Consider the following 20,993-nt stretch of genomic DNA (forward strand, 5'->3'; position numbering starts at 1 on the left):
GCGCCTCGGTGAGAACGCAGGGCCGACCTTGCCGATCCGCCGTGGCCATCAAGCGATATACGCTCCTAAGAGCGGCTACGGCTTAGCTTCTGAACCTGCCGGGCCGACTGCTTTTCACCCATCACGCTGCTGAGTCATTCATGGTGAGGGCGTCTTTGGTGCCCGGGCGATAGAAGATTCTCGCCACTGCGTACTCATTGCAGTGGGCGGTCCACCCCGACATGGGGAGGACCGCCAGTGGCCGGAACTAGGTCAGAATCAGCACGATCTTGAACGTATCCGGATCGACGATGACGATCCGACCGTCGGCAAGCAGGAAATATTCATAAGTTTCGTAAGCCGGGACAATCTTGACGATGCGCGCCGGCAAACGATGCAGCCTGATTTTGTGCCGCGGAACTTCCACGCCGATGGAGATGTCGAAATCGACACTGGCTACCGGCTCGACCTTTGTCTCCCTGATCACTTGGGTGATCTGGGTTTTCTGTTCAACCGTGACATTGTTGATCGAGCCGGTCGAAGTCGTATCCTGTGCAGGAGTTTTGCCCTGGGCCTGCTCGTCGGTCTGGACCTTGGCTTTGCCCTGCGTCTGCTGATCCGTGGTGGCGCCAGCCTTGCCCTGGGCCTGCTCGTCGGTCTGGATCTTGGCTTTGCCCTGCGACTGCTGGTCCGTGGTGGCGCCAGCCTTGCCCTGGGCCTGCTCGTCGGTCTGGACCTTGGCTTTGCCCTGCGCCTGCTGGTCCGTGTTGGTGCCAGCCTTGCCCTGGGCCTGCTCGTCAGTCTGGACCTTGGCCTTCCCCTGCGCCTGCTCGCCCATCTTCGAGCCGGGCTGGCAGTTAGCCTTCGCGGATGTACAGTTGGTATCCGCTCCTGATGGGCTTTCGGCTGGCTGTTGTGTCTGAGCCATCGCCATCCCGCAGCTGAGACCGATCGCCAGCATGCTGGTCATGAGAACATGCTTCATAGGAAATCTCCTGGGAAAAGTTCGTCCCTTCGTTCGGTAAACTTGAACCAAAAAGCTTTGTTCCGAGATGGCGATGCGTGACTGCCAAGACCACAAAAGCCGAGCGCTCTTCGAACCAACAAGGAATTCCATTCAGTGCGCCGGTTCGCTGACCAGGCTGAATTTTTTGACTTCGCAGTGCTGGTCCAAGAGCGAAAGCAAATCTGTCGGCGGGCCGCTACGGTCCGGTCGCGTCCAGCCAATTTCAAATGAGAATACAGGGTCGTGGTGATCCGGGCGCCGCTCCATTCCGACCAACCGTGCCCGGTAACCGAGCGGCCTGACGATTTCGCCGAGATCGCCGGTCTTTCCCGCCTTCCAGGCGATATCCAGTTCGGCGTGATGGTCGCGGGGAATGCGCACGTCGACCCATTTCAGTACGAGAAGTGTCAACAAGGTGAGCGCCGTCCCAGCCACCCCCAAACCATACTGACCACCGCCGAACGCCAGCCCGATCGCAGTCATCACCCATAATGTGGCAGCCGTTGTGACTCCGCTGACAAGGTTGCCGCGGCGAAGAATGGCGCCGCCGCCGATAAAGCCGACGCCGGTCAGCACGCCAAGCGGAAAGCGCAACACGTCCATGGAGGCAAAGGAATCGGGATTTTTGCCGCCGACTCCCAGCAGCAGATTTGCCTGTGCCATTGTGAGAGCGGCGGCCAGTCCGACCAGAATGGTTGTCCTCAGCCCTGCCGAGTGGCCGCGCGCTTCACGATCCAATCCTATCAGCGCACCTGCAAGCAAAGTCAAAACCAACCGTGCCGCGATATCTTGCCAATCCGGATTAAGGGGCATCGCAATGACCTGGACTCGAACTCCCGTGCGCACTCAATCCGTAGTCGCACGTTAGGTTCCCGACGACGCCATCTTGGCTGTAAGCCGCGCGATCGATTGGCAGACGAGATAACGACGTCGTAGCGTCAGCCTGGGGGAACGGATTTAGCGGCGCGGATGGCGAATCGGAATCTGCACCACATTCTCCGATCCAGGCAGATCGAACGCCATGGCCAACCGGCGAACGGAGGCCATTTCTACGATCAGTTCTTCGATCGAAAGGTCCGGCAGACCTGTCTTCACCTTCTGCCTCACCCTGGCTGCAAGCTCATGAACCCGGACGGGGACGAAAAGCGGACTGTCGTCCAGCAGTTTGCTGATTTCGATCACCACATCGGCGTCGATGTCTTTCGGCAATTCCCGCATGGGCGTCACCTTGGTCTCGAAATGCCCGTCAGGTCTTTCGATCCGGGCGATCAGGGCACTGCCCACCAGGCGATGGTGGAGCCTAGGCGTGCAGAGCGCGGATCAACAGTCGGATACATTGATCCGCCAGCGCTGGCATGTCACGAAAAAACGTCGGTACGGTAATAACCAAGCGGTTGGACCCGCAATCCACATGCGGCTTGTTTGAATCCGCGGCGCCCGCAGTGGCTCTCTCCGACAGGAGGAACAAAAAATATCGTCCGGAATTGAGACTGATGGATCGGAGGATCGGTGTCATGGACAGCAGGGAAGAGCGCATCAAACGGCGTGCCTATGAAATCTGGGAACGGGAGGGCCGTCCGACTGGACGCGAGCAGGAGCACTGGGATCAAGCCGTGCAGGAGATCGAGGGAGAAGGTCCCGAGACCGAACGCGGCCCTGTCGTGCCCGACCCGACAGTCAGCGCCGGCTCAAAAAGCTCGAAGGATTGAAGGCTGGCCCGAGCATCCAGCAAGGCAACCAAATTCGCGGAGCCTCGTTTGTCGAATATCAGTCAGAGGAGGTTTCGATGAAGAAATCCTTGTCGCTTCTGGTGTTGGCTGCTGCTCTTGCGCTCGGCGCCTGTGACAACAGCGTCGAACCGACGAAAGCCAACACCGACGCCATCAACAAGAACCCGCAGGTTGACCAGGATGCCAGACCCAAGTCGACGACTGGCGGCGACCAGCCGGTTACAGCGCCGGAGAGCAAATGAACCCCATCTCATCTTGCGATACGCCACTGCTGCGCATCGCCTATCTCGGTGGCGGGCCAGAAAACGGCGCGCCCGTTGTCCTGCTGCATGGGTGGCCGGACGACGCGACCACTTACGCGCGCATTTCGCCGGTCCTTCATGAGGCCGGCTTTCGGACGTTTTCGCCGTGGCTGCGAGGTTTTGGACGGACATCGTTCCTGTCGGAAGAAACCATGCGATCCGGCGAAATTGCTGCAATGGCGCGGGATGTGCTCGACTTTGCCGACGCGCTTGGCCTCAGCCGCTTTGCGGTCGTCGGGCACGACTGGGGAGCACGGATCTCCTACCTCCTGGCCTCGATTTTTCCCGATCGCATCAGGTGCTGTGCCGCGCTATCGCTTGGCTGGCAACCCGGCAAGCCGGCAACGCCAGCGCCCGAACAGGCGAAAGCATTTTGGTATCAATGGTTCATGGCAACAGCGCGGGGCGCCGAGTTCGTGCGAAAGAATCGCAAGGAATTCGCCAGATTCCAATGGGACAGCTGGAGCCCGTTGGGCTGGTTCGACGATGCCATTTTCGATGAAGTGGCTGCATCCTTCGAAAATCCGGATTGGCCTGACGTGACATTGCATTCCTATCGGGTTCGCTGGGGTGAGGCGGAGCCCGATCCCCGCTACGCGGATCTGGCCGCCCGGCAAACATCGGTCAAGATCATCACGGTGCCGACCTTGACGCTTCATGGTGGCGACGACCGTGTTGTGCTGACCGCATCGTCGGAAGGGCTGGAGGAGCATTTCACCGCGCCCTACAAACGAGTGGTCCTGGATGCGGTTGGGCACTTCCCAACACGTGAGGCCCCACAAGAGGTTTCGCGACTGTTGGCGAGCTTTCTCGACAGTTACGGCAGGCGATAAAGCGCTTGGCTCGGCAGTCAGTCGGCTTCATCGGACAAGCTGGAACCTGATGCATCGCCGCGCATTTCGTCTCCATGGATGGCGAACCGGAACGCCGTCGCGATCAATCGGTAGCCACGGAGAATTCGGATGCAAACTTCAGTCGCAACTTCAGAACACCACCGCCCACTAACCATAGAACCGTTTGCCGGCACGGTAACGGTGCGATTCTCCGACGCCATAGTCGCGGCCACGGAGCGCGCGAAGGTACTCAGGGAAGAGGGACATGAGCCGGTGTTCTATATTCCGTTCGAGGACATCTATTTCGAGCTTTTCGAAAAGACAAACACGACAAGCAGTTCACCGCTGAAGGGAACCGCTAGCTATTGGCGTGTCCATGCAGTTGGTGGCGCGGCCGATGACTTCATGTGGGCATACGAGACGCCGGATACGGCAGCGCGGGCCATTGCACGTCATGGCGCTTTCGATCCAGAAAAGGCGCGCATCGATATCGACCCGGTGGAGGACAAACGGCACACGCCACATGTCAGGGAATAGTATCATTGGCAGGCATTTGCTAGCGCCCGGAGAATTCCTCATCGAGAATGCGCAAGGCTTCTTCGTATTTGGCTGTCGAGGCTCCAATTTGCCGTGACTGCCAGATGTTGTCTTCGAGGTCAGCGCGTTTTACCGGCAGCGCCAGCGGATTCGATGCAGCCCGCCGCACGAACGTGAAATAGTCCTCGCCGTCTCTGCGCGACATGGCATCGACCGCGGAAGCAATCGACGGTCCAAACCCGGTCGCTTCCAGCTTGGCTCGTGACCAGCCTTCGCCTTTTTCCAGGACATCATGCAGATAGGCGACGACCTTCTGATCCATCGTTTCGACAGCATCGACGACACGACGGCAATGCTCGATATAGGGCCGCCCGGTCTTGTCGCGCTGCGCTGCGTGAACCTCTTCCGCAATCTTGGCCGCTCGATAGAAAATGCTCATCGTCGCTGTCCCGGCCGCTTGTCGAATGCCCAGGCGCGGCCATCGGAATCTCCTGTGATTTCATCTCCAAGTCGCCGAGGCTATTGTTCCTTGCCGCAAGGATTTCGTTGAAGCGCCGTCCGCCTCACCAGTGGGCTCTTCCAGCGGATGGCATCGGATCCATGAGGCGGAAACGTCGATGGCTGATGTCGGTTCCTGAAGCGACAAGGAACGAGTGCCGGCACGGGACGTTCTGATCCATGCCTTCGACGGCAAGGAAAAGCTCGTGAAAAAATCCGACCGGGTACGGACTTCCTGATGTCGATGCCGGGTTTGGCATACGGGCCTCTGGGCGACCGCTGCATGCATGTCTGTGTTGACATGCAGCGGCTGTTCGCCGAGCCGTCACAGTGGGCCACTCCATGGATCACTCGCGTGCTCCCTCGCATCGAGAGCCTGGTCGAAAGGAAGGCGCAACAGACAGTCTTCACGCGCTTCCTGCCTGCCCAGAAGCCGGGGCAGGGTGTAGGCACATGGAAGCGCTACTATGAGCACTGGGCCACGATGACGATCGAAAGTATCGGCGACGAAATGGTCGACCTGTTGCCGGCATTGGCCGCTTACTGCCCGCCGGCGGCAGTCATCGACAAACACATCTACTCGCCCTGGTTTGAGGGCCGGCTCAGGGCTTTTCTGGTGGAACGCGATGTCGATACGCTGGTCATCACTGGCGGCGAAACCGACGTATGCGTTCTGGCCACGGTGCTCGGAGCAATCGATTTCGGCTATCGCGTGGTTCTTGTCACGGACGCGCTGTGCAGTTCTTCCGACGCGACGCATGACGCGCTGCTGACCGTTTATCACCAGCGATTTGCCCAGCAGGTCGAGACGGTCGAGATGGAGGTGGTACTGTCGCACTGGACTTGATGTCGCCGGGCTTCAGCCAGGCAGAAGCATCGAGTGCTTCTGCCCACGGTCTGGGATACCTATTTGTTGAGGGAACAGCAGGCATAGGAACAGACGTGGCGCAACGATCGGGCAGTGCTGATCTTCCACTTCACGGCGGACGCGTGCCGAAATGGCTTGGCGACCGCATGACGCGCCTTGGCGCCGTGATGTGCGAGGCAATCATTCATCACTACGGTCGCAACGAGTTGCTGCGCCGGTTGGCGCATCCGTTCTGGTTCCAATCCTTCGGCGCCGTCATGGGCATGGACTGGCACTCGTCCGGTATCACGACCAGCGTCGTCGGCGCCTTGAAACGCGGTCTGACGCCGCTCTCCGGCGAACTGGGCATTCATGTCTGCGGCGGCCGCGGCACGCATTCGCGCAAAACCCCGCATGAACTTGCAATCATCGGCGAACGCGTTGGCTTTGACGGAGCGAGCTTGGCAACCGTCAGCCGGCTTGTCGCCAAGGTGGACAGCGCCGCCGTCCAGGATGGCTTCGACCTCTATCTGCACGGGTTCATCGTCACCGATGACGGCGACTGGGTCGTGGTCCAGCAAGGCATGAACGGCGACAGCAAGGTGGCGCGCCGCTATCATTGGCTGTCCGAAGGTTTGAAGAGTTTCGTCGACCAGCCGCACACCGCCATCGAAGGCGCCAACCAGGGCGAGATCGTCAATCTGACCGACCGGCGCGCCGAAGCTTCGCGCAAGGGACAGTTGGATCTGTTGCAGGATCTTGGACCGGATCGCATCCTCAAGGAGTTCGCGGCATTGGAGCGCGGCGCGGCACCGGCGCCGCCGCAACAGCTGTTGCTGCCGCATCTGATCATGCCGGCTCACCACGATGTGCGCGAAAGCGATGTCATCATGCGTCGGCTGCATGGAAACATGGCGGCCGCCGCCGAACGCGGCCCCGAGGATTTTTCCGAGCTCCTTCTGGTACCAGGTGTTGGTGCGCGCACGGTGCGGGCGCTGGCCCTTGTCGCCGAAGTCGTGCATGGCGCGCCGTGCCGTTTTTCCGATCCCGGCCGGTTCTCGCTGGCACATGGCGGTAAGGACAGGCACCCATTCCCTGTGCCGCTAAAAGTCTATGACGAGACCATCGGTGTGCTGAAGTCCGCCGTGCAGAAGGCCAAGCTTGGTCACGAAGAAGAAATCGGCGCCTTGAAGCGGTTGGACGACCAGTCGCGGCAGGTCGAACGATACGTCACCGGCCCCAGCCTGAAGGAAATTGTCGCCGGAGAATTCGACCAGTCGCATCTGCTTGGCGGTCGCAGTGTCCTTGGCTGGGAAGCCGCGCCAGACAAAATGCCCGCGGAGAAGAGCAGGAAGGCGTGACAAGATCGCGCCTGAGAGGCCGGTTTTGCGCTTCACGCGTCCAGATCGATCAAAGCGACGCCGAGCTCGGGACGCTTGCGGCGGCGCAGGTGACCGGGCGCTTCCACCAGGGTGATTTCGAGCGTTGGCCGAACGATGCCGTCAAGCAGATGTCCACCCCGGGTGGTGCCGTCGCTCAATCCGAGCACCGCGTGGACGTGCAGGCTGGGCTTGCCATCGTCGCCCAGCGCAATGTCGCCGATCGCGCTCAGGACCTCGCATTGTTCGTCGATCGGGATTTTGCGATAGGTCTTCGCATTCGGATCAAACCAGCCCACGGTCGCTCTTTCGAAAGCCCCGATGGCGGTCAAGGATGCATTGCCGACTTTCTGGTCGACTGCGAAGGCGGTCACCGCGGCGAACGCTTCTTCGCCGGGGTCGAGCACCACGACGAATGTCCTTTGCCCGCTGATCTCGTTGACGAGCTGCGATTTCATGCCGGCACTCCCATCGCGTTGAGCCTTGTCAGTCTGAGTGGCTTCGTCCAGGTCAATGAACTCGATGTTCGGCGTTCCGCTTACGTGTTGCCGCGGCTTTCTTTGCCGAATCCGATCGGCTCGCGGCTGACCGTGACGCGGATGCCCTGCCGCCGCTTTTGCCGCCCTTGTGCGCCGCGGGATGGCCGGTATGTTTGCCGCGCCCGGAGCCGCCTTCTGTCTTACCGCCGCCATCGTCCTTGTTGACGGTCGCCCATGCCCGCCTTTCAGCTTCCTGGTCGGAGACCCCGCGCTTCTCATAGCCTTCCGCAATATGATCGGCTTTGCGTTCCTGCTTGTCGGTGTATTTCGATTTGTCGCCTCGTGGCATGACAGTTCTCCTGTTCTGTAGAGCCTGAACGGAAACCCAGCGAGGGAGTTCCAATCGGAAATTTGAAAAACAACCCGATCCCACGAAACTGCCTCGTCATGGCATGCGGAGATCAAACCCTATCGTTTCGCATAACTGCGGACCGGGCGGGACAGATGCTTTTTGCCATTCCTTGGCCAGAATATGAAACCGGGAAAAACTATCCTGTTCACCATACGGCCGTGTCCGGTTGACGCGGTCCACAGCACTGAGACAATGCGGCTCCAGACGACCGTTCCGGCGAGCTCCAATGAGGAGTTTCAATTGGAACGCAACATGCACGCAAGGCGTGGAACTATCGCCCGTCGGGCTTGGGTTTTGGAGAACGCAGCAGCAAAGCGAGGGGAACAAACAGGGCGGTCGCGATTGCGCAGTACCGAAAGACGTCGATATAGGCGAGCAATGAGGCCTGGCGCGCGATCAACTGCCCGAGCCAGCCGATCGCCTGCTGCTTCGCTTCGACCATCGGTGAGCCCTGAGCGACGAAATGCTCGGTTACCTGACGCAGCACCTGCTGGTAGCTTGGTGAGGATTGCGCGGTGTGGCCGACAAGATTTGCCTGATGCAGTTGCGCGCTTTGAGCGATCACCGTGTTGGACAGTGACACGCCGATGCTGCCGCCAATGTTGCGGGCAACGTTGATCAGCGCCGAGGCCTGGTTGGTCTGCTGCGGAGCGAGACCGACGTAAGCCGCCGTCGAAATGGGGATGAACAGGAACGGCAGGCCGATCATCAGGAAGATGCGTGCAAAGGCAAAGAAACGGAAGCTGGCGTCCGGGGTGAGCGACGTCATGTGCCACAAGGCGACCACCACAACCGACATGCCCATCATGATCAAATATTTGGGCTGAACGATGCCGGCGGCAAATCCGGAAATCGGCATCAGCATCAGCATGGCGATGCCGCCCGGCATCATCGAGAGGCCCGACAGGGTCGCCGTGTAGTCGAAAGCGGTCTGTTGCAGCTGCGGCATCAACTGCGTGGTGCTGAACAGCACGGCGCCGACCGCCATCATCACCAGGAACGACGTGCCGAACTGACGGCTGAACAGCAGCCGGATGTCGACGATCGGATCGCGGTGGCTGAACTCCCACGGGATAAGCAGCAGGAACGAGATCGCCGAAATCACCGCGAAAGTCGTGATGAAACCCGATGCGAACCAGTCGTTGCGCTGACCTTGGTCAAGGAAGATTTCCAGGCAGCCAAGCGCGGTCGCCACCAGAATAAACCCGACCCAGTCGATCCTGAGGCCGCCTTGCAACCGCTCCTGGCGTTCGCGTTCGAGCACATCCGGTTCGACGACCAGCCACTGTACCAAAGCGAGCGACATGATACCGAACGGCACGTTGATGAAGAAAATCCAGTGCCAGGAGAAATGGTCGGTCAGCCAGCCGCCGATGGTCGGCCCGACCGTCGGTGCGACGATGACGGCTATGCCGTAGAGGGCAAACGCCTGGGAGCGTTTTTCGGGTGGAAAAGTGTCGGCAAGGATGGATTGTTCGCTTGGCGCCATACCGCCGCCGCCGAGACCTTGCAGGATCCTGAAAAGGATGAGCAATTCCAGATTTGGCGCCAGTCCGCACAGCAGCGAAGCGATGGTGAAGGTCGCCACGCACAGCATGTAGTAGCGCTTACGGCCGATCACGCTGGCCAGCCAGCCGCTGACCGGGATGATCACGGAATTTGCAACCAGATAGGTGGTGATCACCCAAGTGCTTTCGTCCATCCCGGCCGCCAGGCTGCCGGCGATGTTGCGTAGCGCTACGTTGGCGATCGAGGTGTCCAGCACCAGCATGAAGGTCGCGATGGAGACGACGATAGCGATCAGCCAGGGATTGCGCCCACCGGCGGCGGACCGGCTTTCGCTTTGGTCTTTGGCCATCTCGCCACTCATCGTACCTTGACTGTCGGCACCACCGACAGGCCAGGGCCTAGCAGCACGCCGGGCGGTCTGTCGAAGACGATCTTCACCGGCACACGCTGCACCACCTTGACGAAGTTGCCGGTGGCATTCTCGGCCGGCAGCAGGCTGAAGGCGGTGCCACTGCCCGCCTGGATGCTGTCGACGCGGCCATGGAAGGATCTTTCCGGATAGGCGTCGATGTCGATATCGACCGGCTGTCCCGGCCGCATCAGATCGAGCTGTGTTTCCTTGAAGTTGGCCTTCACCCAGACCTCGTCGGGAACAAACATCATCAGCACCTGGCCGGGTTGGGCATAGGAACCGTTGGCAACCGAGATGCTCGTTGCTCGTCCGGAAACCGGTGCGGTGATGGTGGTGCGCGACAGCGTGGTGCGCGCCTGGTCCTGGCTCGCCTTGGCCTGATCGAGTTTGGCTTCGGCGCTCTTGATCTGTGCCTGCAAGACAACGACCTGGCTCTTGGCGGCAGTCACGTTGGCCTCAGCGCTATCGAGAGCAGCCTGATCCTGACGCAGCGTCGACGCTGCCTGCTGAGCCTGCTGTTGGGTGGCCGTGCCCTTGGCCAGAAGTTCACGGTTGCGTTTGTCCTCGGCCTTGGCGAAATCGAGTGCCGCCTGGGCTTGCGCCATCTGCTTCCGGGCTGCATCGATCTTTGCGTTTTGGGCTTCAATCCGAGCCCCGATCTCGACAATGTCGGCTTGCGCCGACGTTACGCCGGCATCGGCCTGTTTGAGGCTGGCCTGATAGTCGCTGTCATCGATGCGCAACAGGACGTCGCCCGCCTTGACGAGTTGGTTGTCGGTCACCGCGAGGTCGGTGATACGTCCTGATATCTCGGCGCCGATGGTTATGGTGCGGGCGTCGATGAAGGCGTCGTCGGTCGATTCATATTGGCGGGCATTCAGCCACCACATGATCAGTTCCATGGCGGCCAGCGACACCATGATCAGGATTGCAATGGACATGTAAGGGTGTCGCCGGGGGAAGCTCAGGAGGCTGGGCTTTTGATCATCCGCCCCCTTGTTTCGCGCTTCACGCTCCGGGGTGTCGGGCTGAGCCGCATCGCCCTTGCGTTTTGCCGACGCTTCCGATCTGGCCTTGCTCGAAGCGTCGCGCGGATCTCTGGTTTTGTCTGGTTCTTTGGTTTCGGTTTTCGCGTCCACGGGAGAACTCTCAAGCAAAGGCGCCGACGGCTTTTTTCGGGTCAACGGCAGCTGTTCACAAAAGTTCCTGACGAACAGGCTAGCGAGACAGTTCGCATTTTTCGAGGATTGCAGTCGAAGCCCATTCAGCCGACTGCGAATCTGACCACCGCAATGAGGATCACAATACCGACGAGGCCCGCGACGAAGATGATACGGCGTGTGCGGGTTCGCAGGATGATCTCGCCTTGCCGCGCCTGCTCAGCCGAAAAGACAGGGCCTTCATCACCATTTTGATCGCTGCGTCGATCGCCCCGATCACTGCTCATGATCGTCTCCTTCCCTGGAACCTGTCGAGGACAACCACCGCCCTGCGGCTGAAGTTCCGCGTGACCGGCCCGCAAAAGAAGCGATCACAGCGATGTGAGGAGGGAACTTTGTTTCCCGCGAACAGTTTGGTCCGCTTGAGACCCCAGCCAGCCGGAAGCCAGCCATGTCTAATTCCACAAGTCCCAGCGGCCTGAGCAGACGCTCGTTCATGACGGGCTCTGTTTCGGCGGCAGCGGCAATGCCGCTCGTAGCCACGTCCACAAAAGCGGCCGAGCCGCCGACCGCCAAAGCGGCCGGGCCGCGCGATCTGTCGACGATCTCGATGCGGATCAACAAGCAGGCCTACACTCTCGCGCTCGACAATCGCACGAGCCTGCTCGACGCACTGCGTGATCATGTTGGCCTGACCGGCACCAAGAAAGGTTGCGACCACGGTCAGTGCGGTGCCTGCACCGTTCTTGTCGATGGGAAGCGGGTGCTCTCCTGCCTGAGCTTCGCCGTCATGAACCAAGGCCGCGAGGTCACGACCGTGGAAGGCCTGGCTTCAGCTGAAGGAGAGCTGCATCCGGTGCAGCAGGCCTTTGTCGACCATGATGCCTTTCAATGCGGCTACTGCACGCCGGGCCAGATCATGTCCGCCATCGGCTGCATCGACGAAGGCCATGCCGGGTCGGACAATGACATCCGCGAGCACATGAGCGGCAATCTGTGCCGGTGTGCTGCCTACCCCAACATCGTCGCGGCGATCATCCAGGCACGCGACGAGATCAGGAGAGCCTAGGATGCGTCCTTTCGTCTATGAAAGACCAACGAGCGTTTCGGTGGCGATCGCCATGGCGTCCCACCTCGACGCCAGGCATGTTGCGCCAACACAGGCCAACACCCAGTTCATCGCCGGCGGCACCAATCTGGCCGACTACATGAAGCTTGGCGTCGCCCAGCCTGAACGATTGCTCGACCTCAACAATCTTGCCGAGCCTGCCCTGCGGCGGATCAGGGTAAGCGATGACACCATCCGGTTCGGGGCGCTGGTCCGGATGGGCGAAGCAGCTGACAACAATGACGTCAGGCGCCGCTGCCCGCTCCTTGCCGATAGCCTGAAATTCGCCGCCAGCGGTCAGCTTCGCAACATGGCGAGCCTTGCCGGCAACGTGCTGCAGCGAACGCGATGCGAGTATTTTCGCGAAACCTCCTGGCCGTGCAACAAGCGTGAGCCCGGTTCCGGTTGTGCCGCGATGGAAGGGTTCAACCGCCAGCATGCCGTGCTCGGCACCAGCGATGCCTGCATCGCTACCTATCACGGCGATTTCGCGCAGGCCCTGATTGCGCTGGATGCGGTCGTCGAAGTGGAGGGACGGCATGGTCCGCGCAAGATCCCGTTCGCGAGACTGCACCGGCTTCCCGGCGACACGCCCGACATCGAGACGGATCTGGCCGCCGATGAAGTCATCGTCGCCATCGATGTTCCGCTCGGCGCATGGAGCCGTCGTTCGCACTACCTGAAAATACGCGATCGCGAATCCTATGCGTTCGCGTTGGCCTCGGCGGCGGTCGCGCTGGACATGGATGGAGACACTGTCAGGCAAGCGCGCGTGGCGCTGGGCGGGGTCGCAACCGTGCCATGGCGGGCGAGGGCGGCGGAGGATGCGCTTCAAGGCAAGGTGCTGGAAGAGGATGTGGCCGAAGAGGCTGCCGCCGCCGCTTTCGCCGATGCCAAACCACGAGAACACAACGCGTTCAAGGTGCCGCTCGGAAAGCGCACGCTGGTGCGAGCGCTGCTCGAAACACGCGACATGAAGGTCTGAGCCATGAATCAAGCCGCGCCAGTTCCAAAAGAAAACCAAGGCGAACCGGTTGTCCGCATCGACGGCAGATTGAAAGTTACCGGGCAGGCCAGCTATCCGGCCGACATCGCCACAGCCAACGTCGCTTATGGTGCTCTTGCCACCAGCAGCATCGCTCGGGGCAAGGTTTCCAGACTCCATACCGATGAAGCCAGGGCCGTGCCCGGAGTGCTGGACATCATGACCTACGGCGACATGGATAAGACCGACACGCCGAAATTTGGCAACACTGGCGCGAGCTCCATCGCACCCCTGCACGACAAGACAATTTTCCACGACGGCCAGATCATCGCGATGGTTGTCGCCGAGACATTCGAGGCGGCGGAGGAGGCGGCGATGTTGATCCGCGCCGATTACGAAGACGAACCGCCCAGCGCCAGCTTCGATTCCAAAGGCGCGAAGGTGGAACCGGCGGCCGGTAAGAGCCCGATGTTGAAGGAGGATGTCAAAGCCGGCGACTTCGACACTGCCTATGCATCCGCCGCCGTCAAGATCGACCAGAAATACTCGACGCCGACCCAACATCACAATCCGATCGAATTGTTTTCGACCACGGCGATGTGGCAAGGCGATCAACTCACCATCCATGAACCAAGCCAGAATGTCACCGGCTGGAAAATCGAACTCGCCCGGCAGTTGAAGATCGATCCTGCCAATGTGCGGATTGTCAGCCCTTACGTTGGTGGCGCCTTCGGCTCCAAGGGGCCAATGACGACTCGCACGGCAATTGTCGCGGTTGCGGCGCAGCGTGTTGGACGGCCGGTACGCTGCGTCGTCAGCCGCATGCAGGCCTTCAACACCCAGACCTATCGCGCCGAGACTCGGCATCGAATCCGCATAGGCGCCGGCAAGGACGGCCGCATCACGGCGTTCGGACATGAGGGCTGGGAGGTGACATCACGCCCTGACTCTTATGTCGTCGGCGGCACGTCGGCCACCGGCCGCATGTACAACTATGGTTCGGTGCTCACTCACGTTTCGCTCGTCCATGCCGATCGCAACACACCGGGCTACATGCGCTCGCCGCCCGAGACGCCCTATGTCTACGCGCTCGAGAACGCCATGGACGAAATGGCCGTGGCGCTCGGGATGGATCCTGTCGAGTTTCGGCGTATCAACGAGCCCGAAAGGGAGCCGATCGGCGGCAAGCCATTCTCCAGCCGGTCGCTGGTCAAATGCTACGGCCAGGCTGCGCAAGCCTTCGGCTGGTCGAAGCGCGATGCCACGGTTGGGTCGATGCGTGATGGCGACTGGCTGGTCGGCATGGGTTGCGCGACCGCCATCTATCCAACGGCCAGCGCGCCATGCGCGGCCCGTGTTCGCCTGACCGCCGATGGCCAGGTTCGCGTTCAGTGCGGCTCGCATGAGATTGGCACCGGTGTGCGCACCGTGGCAGGCCAGATGGCGGCCGAGCGTCTAGGGATAGGGATTGACAAGGTCAGCGTCGAGATGGGCGACAGTGCACTGCCGCCGGCGCCGGTCTCGGGCGGCTCGATTTCGACTGCGAGCGTCTGCTCCGCGGTTCTGAAGGCCTGTGACGCGGTGCGCGGAAAACTTTTCGCGGCTGCCGTTGCTGGAGACGGGCCATTGGCTGGTTCCGGCAATGCCAGACTGGAAATGGAACAAGAGAAGATCGTGGCTAGCGGCGGCAAATCCGCCAAGCTGTCGGATGTCTTCAAGGCGATGCAAGTCGGTGCGATAGAGGAATACGCCGAGTTTGCGCCAAAGGGTTCGACGCCGGAAGCGCTGAAGAAACTCTATGCCGGGCAGGCGGAATTCCACGGCGGCGATCAGGACAAGGATTCGGTGAAATATGCCTTTGGCGCCGAATTCGTCGAAGTCCGCATCAACAGTTACACACGCGAAATCCGGGTGCCGCGCATCGTCGGCGCCTTTGCCGCCGGGCGGATCATGAACACCCGCACCGCGCGCAGCCAACTGATGGGCGGCATGATCTGGGGTATTGGCCAGGCCCTTCACGAGGCGACGGAAATCGACCGGCGCAACGCCCGCTATGTCAATCGTGACCTGCAGGATTATCTGGTGCCGGTCAACGCGGACATCAAACAGGTCGACGTCATCCTCGTCCCGGAGGTCGATCCGGACGTCAACCCGGCCGGCGTCAAAGGATTGGGGGAACTTGGCAATGTCGGGACGGCGGCCGCTGTCGCGAGCGCCGTGTATCATGCCACTGGCAAGCGCATTCGAGATCTGCCGATCAGAATAGACGATTTGATCGTCTGACGATCAGGGGGCGCGACGGCGCCGAACGGGAACATGGAACTCGTAACCCATAAGAAGTTCAAAAACGGCCGGTTGATGCCGTGGGGAAAAGGCACGGTCGTTACCGGAGCAAGGGGATTTGTCTACCTCTGCGGAAACACGGCAACTGCCGACGATTACGACCCAGCCGGCAAAAGGGGAGGTGGCTTCGCTGGCGATGCGGCGGCACAGTGGCGCGCAATTCTGACGAACATCAAATCAGATCTGGAGGAACTTGGTAGCGCGCTCGACTATCTTATCCGGCTGACCTTCTTCATCAAGGGGCCATTTCCCGATGGCGGCGTTCTGAGCTCTCCCAATTTTCGCCTCGACGTGCTGGACCAGTTCTTTGCCGAGCATTGCCCGAAGCACTGTAGCTACAACAACCCGCCGCCCTCGGAGGTGATCGGGGTTGCGGCGCTTGCGCAAGCCGACATCGTTGTTGAAATTGTCGCGGTCGCGGCGCTGCCGGACTGAGTGGAGTTTCCGCGTGGAGAAGAAATAGCGCCGGCCTGGTCGTTCCGCCTCATTCCGGCGCCGTGGCGGGTGCCGTATATCGCCGCCGAACCGCGTCGAGCACGCGCTTGCGGCTTTCCTCGGCTGAAAGCGTTTCGTCCTTTTCCGCTTCGGCCGTTTCGCGTGCCAGGTCCTTGTCCCTGATCTGATGGCGGAACCAATCGGAATAGTCGCCGGCGCGCAGGTGAAACTCCCAGGTCTTGTCGTCTATGCCTTCAGCCATCTGGGCGAAGATCATCAGATTGTGGGCCCTGAGATTCATCGCGTCGTCGGGACCGTGGAAATAGAAGCTGCCCGCCTCATCGAGTTGCCCCTCGGCATATTTGCGGCTGTGCCGCTTCAGCGACTGGCGTGGCTCGATCACCTTGACCATGGCGAGTTTCTTGCGTTTCTGCGGCCGCCAGAACAACACGCGCTCGCCCTTGGGCGAGGAGATCTCCTTAGGCGGCGCGATGCCGGTCTCTTTGCAGAAGACCTTCACGACGTCCTTCGCCTTGGGGCCAAGCGCAATGATGGCCGTCACCAGGCGCAAGGCGTCGGTCGAGATCGCTTCCGGGTGAACGGTGATCAAGATCGTGCCCGGCAATTCCAATGACAGGATCGCCCGCGTATCGTCGCGCCGCTTGGGCAGGAGATGGTGTGCTTCGTCGATGACGAGCCAATGCGGTCTCGCGGTGCGACGGCGGAAACTGCCGAGGCCAGGCAGCAGGTCGGCAAAGAAATCCGGCCGCTCGTTGACGCGCAGGGCCAGCCCATTGACGACGATATTGCTGTCGGCCTTGGCGATCAGATCCAGCACTTGAGCCTTTGTCGGCGCGCTGGAGCCGTCTCCCAGCCGAACCGCGCCTTCGAGACCGTCATAGTCGCCCTCGGGATCGAAGACGCAGAATTGAAACCCACTCTCGACGAAGCGTTCCGTCAGCGCGGTGGCCAAGGTGGATTTGCCGATGCCCGAACTGCCGGCGATGAGGACAGTATCGGTCGGCGACAAATAAATCTCGTCGCCGCCGGCGGATCCGAGAACGATGCCGTCATGGCGCCTCGGCACGATCTCATGATCGCGCTTGATCAGTCTGTCGACCAGTTCCTCCACGCCCTTCCCACGGGCGCCACGCATGACCAGATCGGCTGTGGTCTTGACCGCGGGAATTGCATTGTCGACGGCGACGCTGCAGCCACATGCCTGTAGGAAGGCATGGTCGTTCTCGGCGTCGCCGACACCCACCACATTGTGCGTCGAAAGCCGAAGATCCTGAAGTGCCGCGGTCAGTCCGGTGGCTTTGTTGATGCCGCTCGGCAGGATCATCACCGCGCCCTTGTTGAAGATGATTTCCAGTTCCAGTCCCAGTTTCTTGATGACCTCGAGCACGGTGGCCTGGTGGGGCTCCCAGGTCGCGACGATCGATCGCCCGACCGAAAGCGGCTTGACGCCGCACCTCTTCAGCCTGGCGACGAATTTGGGTTCCGGCGATGGCGAAATCACCCGTTCTTCCTCGCTGGCCGGGGTGTAGATCAGCGCTCCATTCTCGGCGACGACCTTGTCGAACAGGCCGATTTCGGGAAAGACGCGCTTCAAATCGGGCAGTTCGCGCCCGGTGACGAGAACCAGCTTGCGGCCGCTCTTCTTGAACCGCTCAAGGGCAGCCAGCGTTTTCGTAGCGACGATTCCGTCATGAGCCAGCGTGCCGTCATAGTCCGTCGCCAACGCAATGAAATACATTCTCGACCTTTCACGGTTCCGGTTTGCATTCCGGTTAGAACGTGTGATCGAGACAAAGGCTCCCATCGGAATTGAATCGCGGCGTTTCGAAAAAGGAGCAACGGTTTCGCCCCGGAGACCAGGAACTCCTCCGGTACCGGCACGTTGACCAGCAAGCCGGGACCAGTTTCCGGCGTTCGCGGGCGGCGGGCAAAGCCGCCGCCGAAATCAACCTTGAGAACAATGAAAGGTAAGGCCATGGGCTTCTTTTCGAAGGACATCAAGACACTCGACGATCTCTTCGTGCACACGCTGCGCGACATCTACTACGCAGAAAGGCAGATCGAGAAAGCGCTGCCGAAGATGATCGACAAGGCAACCGACCCGCAATTGAAAGCCGGATTCGAAAAACATCTCGACCAGACCAGGGGCCATATCGAGCGCGTAGAGCAGGTGTTCGAGTTGCATGGCGTCAAGGCCAAGGAGGTCAACTGCCCGGCGATCGACGGCATTCTCGAGGAAGCCGACGACGTAAGCGGCGACGTCGACGACAAGGAGGTTCTCGACGCGGCGCTAATAGCCTCGGCGCAGGCAGTCGAGCACTACGAGATGACACGCTATGGCACGCTCATCGCCTGGGCCAAGCAGCTTGGCCGCGGCGACTGCGCCAACGTCCTGGCCAAGAACCTGAAGGAAGAACAGGCGACCGATCGCAAGCTCACCGAAATGGCGGAAAGCAAGATCAACCTGCAGGCAGCCGAATGAGCTTACTCAGGTCGACCGGCCAGCGCACTGGACGGTCGACCGACGCTGGTAGCTGCGCCCCAGGGTACCCCGACCGGGCGGGCCGTTTTTATCTGGGACAGCGCCGTATTACTCAAGGTCGTGCTGCCTTTCGGTTGGGCGCGCCGGAGCCCCACAAGGCGCGCCCGAGCAAGTTCCGTCCGCCCTTGCGCGGGACAAGATCGATGTCGCTGACAAGCTTTGCCCCGCCTTCGCGCCGCTCCAATGTGACCTTGCGGCTATGGAAGGCCTCCAGCTCGGCGCGATGCGCCACGCTGATGATGGTGACATCGGGCAATTCGTGGATCACCGTCTCCATCATCTTGTCCTGGCTCTTCTCGTCGAGCGCCGAGGTTGCTTCATCCAGCACGACGATATCGGGCGTGTGCAGCAGCAGACGCGCGAAGGCGAGGCGTTGCTTTTCGCCGCCCGACAGCGTCTGGTCCCATGGCGCTTCTTCCTTGATCCTGTCGGCAAGATAGCCAAGGCCCACTTTGTCGAGGGCAGCCTTGATCTGTTTGATTGTCCACTTATCCGCCGCCGCGGGATAGGCGACCGCGCGGCGAAGGGTGCCCGAGGGGATGTAGGGACGTTGCGGCAACATGAACAGTCGCCTGCCGGCGTGGAAATTGACGCTGCCGCCGCCCCACGGCCACAGGCCCGCGACGGCCCGCACCAGCGTCGACTTGCCCGAGCCGGATTCGCCGGCCACCAGCACCCGCTCACCCGGTTCGATCGCGACCTCGGTCTCCTTGACCACGGCGGTGCCGTCGTCGAGTGTCACGGAAAGATTGTCGAGGCTGAGTATCGCACCGTCATTGGTTTCGCCGTGCTGGATGCGTCCGAGCGCATCGCTCTGTTCCGCGCGCTCGAGCCCGTCGAGCGACATCATCAGCGAGGCGATGCGCCGGGCACAGGCGTTCCAGTCGGCGAGACGGGGATAGTTGTCGACCAGCCATCCGAACGCGCCCTGCACGATGCCAAAGGCGGACGCTGCCTGCATCACCTCGCCAAGCGTCATTGAGCCTTCGAGGAATTTTGGCGCGCATAGCAGGATCGGCACGACCGGCGCAAACAGGCTCGATCCCTGCGACACCGCCGCCGTGCGCATGTGCTGGCCAGTCAGCAGCGCCCATTGCCTGAGCACATGACCGAAATTCCTGTCGATGCCGCTGCGCTCCTCCTCCTCGCCGCCGAGCAAGGCGATGCTCTCGCCGTTTTCGCGCACGCGCGTCAGCGTGTAGCGCAGTTCGGCCTCCGCCTGGTTCTTCCGCTCGGACAGCTGGACGAAGTTGCGGCCGATGACCACCATCGAGGTGGAGGTGATGGCGGCATAGATCATCGCGGTGATGACCAGGAAGCCGGGAATGGTGATGCTCTCGCCGCCGATCGGCAGGGTGAGCGCGCCGCCGATGGTCCACAGCACGACGATGAAGGTCGAGGCCGACAGGAACGCGTTGAGGACGCCGGCGATGAAATCGACCGGGGATTCGGTGGCGATGCGCAGATCCTCGGTCATGCGGGCCTCTGGGTTCTGGTGGTCGCCGCCGACGAGGTTCAGCTGGTAGTAGCGGCCGTTGGCCAGCCAGCGCGCAATGACCGCGGTGGTCAGCCAGGAACGCCAACGGCGCTGGATCGTCATGCGCAGGTAGACCTGCGCGACGACAAGGCTGCCGCTGCAGATCACCAGGGGCACGAATATGGCGCTGAGGAAATAAACGCTGCGGGCGTTGCGCTGCTCAAGGGCATCGAACATCGAGCGGTTCCAGACATTGATGCCGTACTGGAAGCCGATATTGATGCAGATCAGCAGCAGCACCCCGATGGTGAACGGCCAGGCGAGCCGATCGCCGCCGCGGCCCCAGTAGCCGCGCGCGCTGATCCAGAAACGCCTCAGCAAATAGCGCTTGCGGGCCTGCTCCGCCTCCTCGGGCGTCAGTTCTGGATCGGGTTCGACGACATCCGGCGGCGGCGCCGCCTTGCCGTCGACCTCAGGGACGGCTTGGGCGTCGACCTCGGGCGCGGCCTGCCCGTCGACCTCGGGCGCGGCTTCGACAGCCGATGCCTTTTCCTGGCGCGACTTTCCAGCACCGCGTGGTTTGGCGCCGTCGACCGATTTCAGCTTGGATTTAGCCCCGGACATAACGGCGATAACGGCTTAAAAATCAAAAGGTTTCATGATGTCCGCCGAGATCTGGATGCGAATTGTGCCAAGGCTAATACTCGCAAGAGCCTCGCCTGTAGTCGTCCTCGAATGACCGCCTTTGACCTCTTGTGGGCAGCTCGCTGCTGAGTGTCGCCACGATCAACACCAACAGCACCATGTAGTGATGTTTCCCGGTCTTGATTGGTTCTCAAGGCTTCAGGACCAACCCGCCGGTCCCGGGCCACACCAATGATGATGGCTGAGCGGTAGCTATCGGCTGGGTCGCACAGGGGAATCGGGTGAGTTAATTATCGTGAGATGACGCTTACGAGGAATTCGTCGTCCCACGCCGCCACTTTTCGTTTCAATCGC

Annotated in this window: 22 protein-coding genes; 11 read left to right on the forward strand and 11 right to left on the reverse strand. The window is 61.1% G+C overall.

All coding sequences use genetic code 11. The annotated features are described in order from the left end of the window. Nucleotides 1–247: 247 nt before the first annotated feature. From NKH03_RS16815 to NKH03_RS16825, 3 genes are all read right to left on the reverse strand, one after another. A complete protein-coding gene (locus NKH03_RS16815; protein WP_352969361.1) occupies nt 248–964 on the reverse strand; it encodes a DUF1236 domain-containing protein in 717 nt (238 codons plus the stop codon). Between the two features lie 132 nt (nt 965–1,096). Continuing rightward, entirely contained in the window at nt 1,097–1,798 is a 702-nt protein-coding gene (locus tag NKH03_RS16820; protein WP_352864594.1) for an MgtC/SapB family protein, read from the reverse strand. Nucleotides 1,799–1,942: 144 nt separating this feature from the next. Continuing rightward, nucleotides 1,943–2,269 (reverse strand): hypothetical protein, encoded by a 327-nt coding sequence (locus tag NKH03_RS16825; protein ID WP_352864596.1) that lies wholly within the window; start codon nt 2,267–2,269, stop codon nt 1,943–1,945. Nucleotides 2,270–2,499: 230 nt separating this feature from the next. Between NKH03_RS16825 and NKH03_RS16830 the strand changes: the two genes are divergently transcribed. From NKH03_RS16830 to NKH03_RS16845, 4 genes are all read left to right on the forward strand, one after another. Next, nucleotides 2,500–2,694: a DUF2934 domain-containing protein gene (locus NKH03_RS16830; RefSeq protein WP_352864599.1), complete on the forward strand. Its 195-nt coding sequence runs from the start codon at nt 2,500–2,502 to the stop codon at nt 2,692–2,694. 77 nt (nt 2,695–2,771) lie between these two features. Then, entirely contained in the window at nt 2,772–2,957 is a 186-nt protein-coding gene (locus NKH03_RS16835) for a hypothetical protein (RefSeq protein ID WP_352969337.1), read from the forward strand. Next, complete coding sequence (locus NKH03_RS16840) at nt 2,954–3,850, forward strand: alpha/beta fold hydrolase (protein WP_352969338.1); 897 nt, start codon at nt 2,954–2,956, stop codon at nt 3,848–3,850. The genes NKH03_RS16835 and NKH03_RS16840 overlap by 4 nt, the downstream gene beginning before the upstream one ends. A 129-nt stretch (nt 3,851–3,979) precedes the next feature. Next, complete coding sequence (locus tag NKH03_RS16845) at nt 3,980–4,387, forward strand: DUF427 domain-containing protein (protein ID WP_352864606.1); 408 nt, start codon at nt 3,980–3,982, stop codon at nt 4,385–4,387. A gap of 19 nt (nt 4,388–4,406) precedes the next feature. On the opposite strand, the gene NKH03_RS16850 is transcribed toward NKH03_RS16845, so the two are convergent. Next, nucleotides 4,407–4,826 carry an HD domain-containing protein gene (locus NKH03_RS16850; RefSeq protein WP_352864608.1) on the reverse strand — a complete coding sequence of 140 codons (420 nt, stop codon included), beginning with the start codon at nt 4,824–4,826 and terminating at the stop codon, nt 4,407–4,409. A 297-nt stretch (nt 4,827–5,123) separates the two neighbouring features. On the opposite strand from NKH03_RS16850, the gene NKH03_RS16855 reads away from it, so the two are divergent. Together NKH03_RS16855 and NKH03_RS16860 are read left to right on the forward strand one after the other, a co-directional pair. Continuing rightward, nucleotides 5,124–5,732, forward strand: a complete 609-nt coding sequence (locus NKH03_RS16855; RefSeq protein WP_352969340.1) for a cysteine hydrolase family protein — start codon at nt 5,124–5,126, stop codon at nt 5,730–5,732. A gap of 95 nt (nt 5,733–5,827) precedes the next feature. Further along, nucleotides 5,828–7,093 (forward strand): DUF763 domain-containing protein, encoded by a 1,266-nt coding sequence (locus NKH03_RS16860; RefSeq protein WP_352969341.1) that lies wholly within the window; start codon nt 5,828–5,830, stop codon nt 7,091–7,093. A 32-nt stretch (nt 7,094–7,125) separates the two neighbouring features. Here NKH03_RS16860 and NKH03_RS16865 read toward each other — a convergent pair whose 3' ends face one another. The 5 genes from NKH03_RS16865 to NKH03_RS16885 form a co-directional block, all read right to left on the reverse strand. Then, the gene (locus NKH03_RS16865) at nt 7,126–7,569 is read right to left on the reverse strand and encodes a PPC domain-containing DNA-binding protein (RefSeq protein WP_352969343.1); all 444 of its coding nucleotides are present in this window, start codon (nt 7,567–7,569) and stop codon (nt 7,126–7,128) included. 52 nt (nt 7,570–7,621) lie between these two features. Further along, nucleotides 7,622–7,939 carry a plasmid stabilization protein gene (locus NKH03_RS16870; protein ID WP_352864616.1) on the reverse strand — a complete coding sequence of 106 codons (318 nt, stop codon included), beginning with the start codon at nt 7,937–7,939 and terminating at the stop codon, nt 7,622–7,624. Between the two features lie 334 nt (nt 7,940–8,273). After that, on the reverse strand, nt 8,274–9,860 hold the full coding sequence (locus tag NKH03_RS16875) for a DHA2 family efflux MFS transporter permease subunit (protein WP_352969345.1): 1,587 nt from the start codon (nt 9,858–9,860) through the stop codon (nt 8,274–8,276). 8 nt (nt 9,861–9,868) lie between these two features. Next, the gene (locus NKH03_RS16880; RefSeq protein WP_352881231.1) at nt 9,869–10,864 is read right to left on the reverse strand and encodes an HlyD family secretion protein; all 996 of its coding nucleotides are present in this window, start codon (nt 10,862–10,864) and stop codon (nt 9,869–9,871) included. A gap of 323 nt (nt 10,865–11,187) precedes the next feature. Continuing rightward, the gene (locus NKH03_RS16885; protein ID WP_352881233.1) at nt 11,188–11,370 is read right to left on the reverse strand and encodes a hypothetical protein; all 183 of its coding nucleotides are present in this window, start codon (nt 11,368–11,370) and stop codon (nt 11,188–11,190) included. A gap of 164 nt (nt 11,371–11,534) precedes the next feature. Here NKH03_RS16885 and NKH03_RS16890 point away from each other — a divergent pair, with 164 nt between their 5' ends. From NKH03_RS16890 to NKH03_RS16905, 4 genes are read left to right on the forward strand one after another with little or no spacing between them, the layout of a single operon-like run. Next, entirely contained in the window at nt 11,535–12,152 is a 618-nt protein-coding gene (locus NKH03_RS16890) for a (2Fe-2S)-binding protein (RefSeq protein ID WP_352969347.1), read from the forward strand. A gap of 1 nt (nt 12,153) precedes the next feature. Continuing rightward, nucleotides 12,154–13,176, forward strand: a complete 1,023-nt coding sequence (locus NKH03_RS16895; protein WP_352969349.1) for an FAD binding domain-containing protein — start codon at nt 12,154–12,156, stop codon at nt 13,174–13,176. A gap of 3 nt (nt 13,177–13,179) precedes the next feature. Further along, nucleotides 13,180–15,459, forward strand: a complete 2,280-nt coding sequence (locus tag NKH03_RS16900; RefSeq protein WP_352969350.1) for a xanthine dehydrogenase family protein molybdopterin-binding subunit — start codon at nt 13,180–13,182, stop codon at nt 15,457–15,459. A 33-nt stretch (nt 15,460–15,492) separates the two neighbouring features. Then, nucleotides 15,493–15,954 carry a RidA family protein gene (locus NKH03_RS16905; RefSeq protein WP_352864632.1) on the forward strand — a complete coding sequence of 154 codons (462 nt, stop codon included), beginning with the start codon at nt 15,493–15,495 and terminating at the stop codon, nt 15,952–15,954. A 49-nt stretch (nt 15,955–16,003) separates the two neighbouring features. On the opposite strand, the gene NKH03_RS16910 is transcribed toward NKH03_RS16905, so the two are convergent. Next, nucleotides 16,004–17,713 (reverse strand): HAD family hydrolase, encoded by a 1,710-nt coding sequence (locus NKH03_RS16910; protein ID WP_352864635.1) that lies wholly within the window; start codon nt 17,711–17,713, stop codon nt 16,004–16,006. A gap of 237 nt (nt 17,714–17,950) precedes the next feature. On the opposite strand from NKH03_RS16910, the gene NKH03_RS16915 reads away from it, so the two are divergent. Next, on the forward strand, nt 17,951–18,457 hold the full coding sequence (locus NKH03_RS16915; RefSeq protein WP_352864638.1) for a YciE/YciF ferroxidase family protein: 507 nt from the start codon (nt 17,951–17,953) through the stop codon (nt 18,455–18,457). A 112-nt stretch (nt 18,458–18,569) separates the two neighbouring features. On the opposite strand, the gene NKH03_RS16920 is transcribed toward NKH03_RS16915, so the two are convergent. Continuing rightward, nucleotides 18,570–20,618, reverse strand: coding sequence for an ABC transporter ATP-binding protein/permease (locus NKH03_RS16920; protein WP_352969351.1), 2,049 nt, complete (start codon nt 20,616–20,618; stop codon nt 18,570–18,572). Between the last annotated feature and the right edge of the window lie 375 nt (nt 20,619–20,993).

This window comes from Mesorhizobium sp. M1406, assembly GCF_040317555.1.
Taxonomy (GTDB): Bacteria; Pseudomonadota; Alphaproteobacteria; order Rhizobiales; family Rhizobiaceae; genus Mesorhizobium.

Bases quoted from the DNA above. Each gene is read 5' to 3' on its own strand.
- NKH03_RS16815 (WP_352969361.1), bottom strand. From the start codon at position 964: ATGAAGCATGTTCTCATGACCAGCATGCTGGCGATCGGTCTCAGCTGC.
- NKH03_RS16830 (WP_352864599.1), top strand. From the start codon at position 2,500: ATGGACAGCAGGGAAGAGCGCATCAAACGGCGTGCCTATGAAATCTGG.
- NKH03_RS16880 (WP_352881231.1), bottom strand. From the start codon at position 10,864: ATGTCCATTGCAATCCTGATCATGGTGTCGCTGGCCGCCATGGAACTG.
- NKH03_RS16885 (WP_352881233.1), bottom strand. From the start codon at position 11,370: ATGAGCAGTGATCGGGGCGATCGACGCAGCGATCAAAATGGTGATGAA.
- NKH03_RS16875 (WP_352969345.1), bottom strand. From the start codon at position 9,860: ATGGCCAAAGACCAAAGCGAAAGCCGGTCCGCCGCCGGTGGGCGCAAT.
- NKH03_RS16905 (WP_352864632.1), top strand. From the start codon at position 15,493: ATGGAACTCGTAACCCATAAGAAGTTCAAAAACGGCCGGTTGATGCCG.
- NKH03_RS16820 (WP_352864594.1), bottom strand. From the start codon at position 1,798: ATGCCCCTTAATCCGGATTGGCAAGATATCGCGGCACGGTTGGTTTTG.
- NKH03_RS16895 (WP_352969349.1), top strand. From the start codon at position 12,154: ATGCGTCCTTTCGTCTATGAAAGACCAACGAGCGTTTCGGTGGCGATC.
- NKH03_RS16915 (WP_352864638.1), top strand. From the start codon at position 17,951: ATGGGCTTCTTTTCGAAGGACATCAAGACACTCGACGATCTCTTCGTG.
- NKH03_RS16910 (WP_352864635.1), bottom strand. From the start codon at position 17,713: ATGTATTTCATTGCGTTGGCGACGGACTATGACGGCACGCTGGCTCAT.
- NKH03_RS16870 (WP_352864616.1), bottom strand. From the start codon at position 7,939: ATGCCACGAGGCGACAAATCGAAATACACCGACAAGCAGGAACGCAAA.
- NKH03_RS16920 (WP_352969351.1), bottom strand. From the start codon at position 20,618: ATGTCCGGGGCTAAATCCAAGCTGAAATCGGTCGACGGCGCCAAACCA.
- NKH03_RS16865 (WP_352969343.1), bottom strand. From the start codon at position 7,569: ATGAAATCGCAGCTCGTCAACGAGATCAGCGGGCAAAGGACATTCGTC.
- NKH03_RS16850 (WP_352864608.1), bottom strand. From the start codon at position 4,826: ATGAGCATTTTCTATCGAGCGGCCAAGATTGCGGAAGAGGTTCACGCA.
- NKH03_RS16890 (WP_352969347.1), top strand. From the start codon at position 11,535: ATGTCTAATTCCACAAGTCCCAGCGGCCTGAGCAGACGCTCGTTCATG.
- NKH03_RS16840 (WP_352969338.1), top strand. From the start codon at position 2,954: ATGAACCCCATCTCATCTTGCGATACGCCACTGCTGCGCATCGCCTAT.
- NKH03_RS16900 (WP_352969350.1), top strand. From the start codon at position 13,180: ATGAATCAAGCCGCGCCAGTTCCAAAAGAAAACCAAGGCGAACCGGTT.
- NKH03_RS16855 (WP_352969340.1), top strand. From the start codon at position 5,124: ATGTCGATGCCGGGTTTGGCATACGGGCCTCTGGGCGACCGCTGCATG.
- NKH03_RS16845 (WP_352864606.1), top strand. From the start codon at position 3,980: ATGCAAACTTCAGTCGCAACTTCAGAACACCACCGCCCACTAACCATA.
- NKH03_RS16835 (WP_352969337.1), top strand. From the start codon at position 2,772: ATGAAGAAATCCTTGTCGCTTCTGGTGTTGGCTGCTGCTCTTGCGCTC.